We start from the raw sequence: 5,147 nt of genomic DNA on the forward strand, positions 1-5,147 counted from the left end.
ACGATTTCAGCGGCTGACCGCGGGCTTTAGACGCGCTGGTCCGTCGAAGGCTTTTCCCACAGGTTGATGCCGCCTTCAGTGGCGTGTTGATCGATTTCCGCCAGTTCTTCCTTCGTGAACTCGAGGTTTTTCAACGCGCCGACGTTCTCCGTCACCTGTTCCGGGCGGCTCGCGCCGATCAGCACCGACGTCACGCGTCCGCCGCGCAACGCCCACGCCAGCGCCATTTGCGCGAGGCTTTGACCACGGCGCTGCGCCAGGTCGTTGAGCTTCCTCACGTGCTCGATATTCTGCGCGCTCAAGTGCTCCTGCTTCAGTGATCCGCCACCTGGCTTGTTCACGCGTGCATCGGCGGGCACGCCGTTCAGGTACTTGCCCGTCAGAAGCCCTTGCGCCAGCGGCGTGAACGCAATGCTGCCCGCGCCGATTTCATCGAGCGTATCGAGGAGTTCTTCTTCGACCCATCGGTTCAGCATGTTGTAGGACGGCTGATGGATCAGCAACGGCACCTTGTGCTCGGCCAGCAACTTCGCCATTTCGCGCGTCTTGGCCGGCGAATACGACGAAATCCCCACATATAGCGCCTTGCCCGAATGCACGGCAGTCGCGAGCGCGCCGGCGGTTTCCTCGAGCGGCGTATCGGCATCGAAACGATGCGAATAGAAGATATCCACGTAGTCGAGCCCCATGCGCTGCAGGCTTTGATCGAGCGAGGCCAGCACGTACTTGCGCGAGCCGCCGCCTTGACCATACGGGCCTGGCCACATGTCCCAGCCCGCTTTCGACGAAATCAGCAATTCATCACGATACGGCTTGAAATCGTCCTTGAACAACCGCCCGAAATTCGTCTCGGCGCTGCCATACGGGGGCCCGTAGTTATTGGCCAGGTCAAAGTGCGTGATGCCGAGATCAAACGCCGTGCGCAGGATGTCGCGCTGTGTGGAGATCGGCGTGGTGTCGCCGAAGTTGTGCCAAAGACCCAGCGACAACGCCGGCAACTTCAGCCCGCTTTTGCCGCAGGTGCGGTAAGCCATCTGCGAATAGCGCTCGGAAGCTGCTTCGTAAGCCATGACGAAATCCTTGTATCAGATGTGGGAAAGGGTTTTGCAAGCACAAACGAGAAACATTCGCGCGGCGTGCCATCGATTTAATGTCGTCTGACATGCGCCGGGTCTGACATGTTATCGAATCGTGAGAACTCGTGTCGGCGTTGACCCGAAAGACATCAAGGCTATCCCGATATTAAAACCCTCGGCCGGATGGCTAATGGGGGAACGATTTACCTTCGGCATGAGCCCAAACCTGCTCACTAGAACAAGGAGAACTTTATGGACCCGCTCGACAAACTACGCCCCGTCTACAATTTTCTGATGACGGCCGGCGTTTCTTACGGCATTGACGTGCTGGTGGCCATACTCATACTGATCGTCGGCTGGTGGATTTCGAACCGCGTTGCCGCTGCCGTCAAGCGCGCGCTCGGGCGCACGAACGCCGACGCCACGTTCACGCCCGTAATGGCGAGTCTCGTGCAATGGGCCATCCGTGTGATCGCGATCGTCGCGGCGCTGGGCAAGTTTGGCGTCGCCGCCGCCAGCATCCTGACCGTGCTCGGCGCTGCCGGTCTGGCGATCGGCCTGGCGTTGCAAGGCACGCTGCAGAACATTGCCGCCGGCTTGATGCTGCTCCTGCTTCGGCCTTTCAAAGTGGGCGACTACATAGAAGGCGTGGGTGCGACGGCAGGAACGGTCAACGAGATCGGCCTGTTCACCACGCGCCTGACAAAAAGTGACGGCGTCATCATGTTTGTGCCGAACAGCACGATCTGGGCAAACCCGGTCACGAACTTCACCGCGAACGATCGCCGGCGCGTGGTGCTGAACGTGATCATTCCGGAAGACCAGAACATCGAGAAAACGCTGGCTTCGCTGCATCGAATTGTGGAAACCGATCCGCGCATCATCAACGATGAAAAAACCAAACCGTGGATTGCCGTCTCCGAATACACCGATACCGGCCCGAAACTGAACATCGGCGTCTGGACGAACCGTACCGACTACGCGAACGTGCAAGCTGACTTGCTCCGCCAGATCAAGCCGGGCATCAAGCCAGCCGAAACGCCCGTGCCACCGCCCGGAAGCGCTCCCGCGTGAAGCCATTGTTTCGATGCTGGACGCATCCGGCTGCGTTGAATAAGCTTTCGGTCCACACACAGACGAGACTTATATGACCAAGGCGATTTCCATTGCGCTGATCGTGGGCGGGGTTGTGCTGCTTTACTTCGGCGGCCAGTCGTTCCATTCGCTGAGCAACGACGTGTCGCGCTTTTTCACCGGTTCTCCGACGAACAAGACAATCTGGCTGATCGCCGGCGGCATGGTCGCCATGCTCGCCGGGCTTATTGGCCTGGCTATTCCGAGCAAGGGCCGTTAAGCCGGAGCGTCAGACCAACGGAACGTCTTCCTTCGCCGCCGAGCGCGTTCCCGGCAACGGGAAATTGCTCGCGCCCCGGTACGTGTAGACGAGCGAGAACTTCACGGCATCGGTGAGGTTCTTGCCGGCGGAATGCAACGTGTTGCAGTGGAAAAACACCACGTCGCCGGCATTCAGTTTCGGCGATACCGCGCTGTGTATCAGCGCCGTATTCTCGGGCAGGTCGGAGCGGAAGAACTTGGCGTCATCAAAACGCTCCGACGTGAACGGCAACTTCTGCGACATCGGCACAAACCACAACCCGCCGTTTTCCACCGTCTCGTTACCGAGCGCGACCCACGCTGAAACCAGGTCGTCGCGCTCGAAATTCCAGTACCGCACATCGCGATGCCATCCGGTCAGGCTGCCATATGCCGGATGCTTCGTCATCACGCAGTTGTGATGCGCGCGTGAAAGCACGGGCGTTTCGCCAAAGTAGGTTTCCATCCAGCCGCGCACATCGGGCGACGTTGCCCAATCCGCGAACAGCGTATCGCGGCTGTAGGCGTCGAGCAGCCGGCGCACGGTATGTCCGCCGGGCGCGTCCTTCGAGTTCGGAGCGCCGGGGTATTGCAGGTCGGCTTCGAATTCCACCGGCGCAGCCGCTTGCGCCAACTGTTCCCGTGCGACGTTGCGCATGGCTTCGCAGCGCTCGGGCGTGACAAGCCCAGGCACCACGACGTAACCGTTTTCCCGCAACACGCGGACTTGTTCCAACTTCGTTTGATTCGGCATATCGGCTCACAGGGAAATGCGTCTTGCCGGCTGCCTGCGGTCAAGGAAACCGTAAGCGGCCCGCAAATTCAGGGCGAATACGCTGATTGTAAATCGCCACAGCATGTCCAGCGTGCCGGAGCGCGAGCGCCCATGGTCAAACTTTCCTGCGGGAAAGTGCTGACTTCCGGCAGTAACAATTCTTCGATAATCTGCCGGGCATTGAGAGAGCACATCGAAAATCGCTTTCGATGAATATCTATTAAATTATTGCGCTTTTCGTTCAGCAACTTTTCTTGTCTTCAATTACTCGAACTGTTGAACGCTTTTTTTGACACGGCTACTGTCGGGTCATTGCTTTGGCAACTCAGGCTTGTGAGATCCATGAATATCCGTTTCGCCAATCGTCTTACACGTGCCGCCGTCCGCGCCGCACGCCCCGCTGGACGACGCGTCGTCCGTGCCCTGCGCCATCATTCGGCGCGCACTCAATTACTTGCAGGAAGTTTCAGAAACTCGCATCCTGTGGATGGTATTCGTTCCTGGTTTCACGGTTTCTTTTCCAGTCTTCGGTTAAGGGCGGTATCGCGGCAAGCGACGCTCAAAGCCTTATTGCGAAAACCGGCGCAATTACGTGCGCCTGTCTCAAAATCAAAACCATTACCGGGTGTAATTAATACGTCTAGCCGACGCCCGCGCAGGCTTTCTGCCAGCGCCGGATGGTTTGGGTTTTCTACCCGCTGATTATTTCAAAATAGCGCTAGCCTTTGCGCGCAGCACTCCAGCCCCGGAAAAAAAAAGCCCGCCAGGCGTGAACAACGCTTGGCGGGCTTTTCCATACGTGGAGGTCAAGCCGTTTCGGTTACGGGTTCCGTACCAGCGGCTTCAGCCAACAGCAATGCCTTGTCCGTGGCTTCCCACGTAAATTCCGGCTCTTCTCGGCCAAAGTGACCATATGCAGCCGACTTCTCGTAGATCGGGCGCAGCAGGTCGAGCATCTGGATGATGCCCTTCGGACGCAGGTCGAAATGCTCGAGCACGAGCTCCTGGATCTTCGCATCCGACACGCGGCCCGTACCAAACGTGTTCACCATGACCGAAGTCGGGCGCGCCACGCCAATGGCGTACGACACCTGGATCAGGCAACGTGAAGCCAGGCCCGCGGCCACGATGTTCTTCGCGACATAACGTCCCGCATAAGCCGCTGAGCGGTCGACCTTCGACGGGTCCTTGCCCGAGAACGCACCGCCGCCGTGAGGCGCCGCGCCGCCGTAGGTATCGACAATGATCTTGCGGCCTGTCAAGCCGCAATCGCCTTGCGGACCGCCGATAACGAAACGCCCGGTCGGGTTCACCAGAAACTTGATGTCGCCCTTGATCAGCTCTGGCGGGAGCACCGGCTTGATGATCTCCTCGATCACCGCTTCGCGCAGCGCCTTCAATTCGATGTCCGGCGCGTGCTGCGTAGACAGCACGACGGTATCGATGCTGTGCGCCTTGCCATCGACATAACGCACGGTGACTTGTGACTTCGCGTCCGGACGCAGCCAGTTCAGGCGGCCGTCGCGGCGCATGTTCGCCTGACGCTCGACCAGACGGTGCGACAGGTGAATGGGCAGCGGCATCAACTCAGGCGTTTCGTCGCAGGCGTAGCCGAACATCAGGCCCTGGTCGCCGGCGCCCTGGTCGAGGTTGTCGTCGTGCGCGGCGTCAACACCTTGCGCGATATCCCGCGACTGTTTGTCATACGCCACGAGCACGGCGCAGCCGCGATAGTCGATGCCGTAATCCGTGTTGTCGTAACCGATGCGCTTGATGGTGTCGCGCGCGACCTGGATGTAGTCGACGTTCGCCTGGGTTGTGATTTCGCCCGCCAGGACGACCAAGCCAGTGTTGCAAAGCGTTTCGGCCGCGACGCGGGAGTACTTGTCCTGAGCCAGGATGGCGTCGAGGATGGCGTCGGA

Annotated in this window: 5 protein-coding genes; 2 read left to right on the forward strand and 3 right to left on the reverse strand. The window is 59.4% G+C overall.

Translation table 11 applies throughout. The features are described from left to right. Positions 1-26: 26 nt before the first annotated feature. Positions 27-1,070 (reverse strand): L-glyceraldehyde 3-phosphate reductase, encoded by a 1,044-nt coding sequence (mgrA, locus tag ACFFAR_RS24005; protein ID WP_075359066.1) that lies wholly within the window; start codon positions 1,068-1,070, stop codon positions 27-29. A 258-nt stretch (positions 1,071-1,328) separates the two neighbouring features. Here mgrA and ACFFAR_RS24010 point away from each other — a divergent pair, with 258 nt between their 5' ends. Beyond that, a complete protein-coding gene (locus ACFFAR_RS24010) occupies positions 1,329-2,150 on the forward strand; it encodes a mechanosensitive ion channel family protein (protein WP_062168622.1) in 822 nt (273 codons plus the stop codon). Between the two features lie 73 nt (positions 2,151-2,223). Next, positions 2,224-2,430, forward strand: coding sequence for a DUF3185 family protein (locus ACFFAR_RS24015; protein WP_062168621.1), 207 nt, complete (start codon positions 2,224-2,226; stop codon positions 2,428-2,430). Between the two features lie 9 nt (positions 2,431-2,439). Here the strand turns inward: ACFFAR_RS24015 and ACFFAR_RS24020 are convergent, their stop codons facing one another. Both ACFFAR_RS24020 and metK read right to left on the reverse strand, forming a co-directional pair. Continuing rightward, positions 2,440-3,204 (reverse strand): phytanoyl-CoA dioxygenase family protein, encoded by a 765-nt coding sequence (locus ACFFAR_RS24020; protein ID WP_174365390.1) that lies wholly within the window; start codon positions 3,202-3,204, stop codon positions 2,440-2,442. A gap of 827 nt (positions 3,205-4,031) precedes the next feature. Next, positions 4,032-5,147 (reverse strand): methionine adenosyltransferase (metK, locus tag ACFFAR_RS24025; RefSeq protein ID WP_174365644.1); only part of this gene is annotated, 1,116 nt, incomplete at its 5' end.

This window comes from uncultured Caballeronia sp. (assembly GCF_964243625.1).
Lineage (GTDB): Bacteria > Pseudomonadota > Gammaproteobacteria > Burkholderiales > Burkholderiaceae > Caballeronia.

Bases quoted from the DNA above. Each gene is read 5' to 3' on its own strand.
- mgrA (WP_075359066.1), bottom strand. From the start codon at position 1,070: ATGGCTTACGAAGCAGCTTCCGAGCGCTATTCGCAGATGGCTTACCGC.
- ACFFAR_RS24010 (WP_062168622.1), top strand. From the start codon at position 1,329: ATGGACCCGCTCGACAAACTACGCCCCGTCTACAATTTTCTGATGACG.
- ACFFAR_RS24015 (WP_062168621.1), top strand. From the start codon at position 2,224: ATGACCAAGGCGATTTCCATTGCGCTGATCGTGGGCGGGGTTGTGCTG.
- ACFFAR_RS24020 (WP_174365390.1), bottom strand. From the start codon at position 3,204: ATGCCGAATCAAACGAAGTTGGAACAAGTCCGCGTGTTGCGGGAAAAC.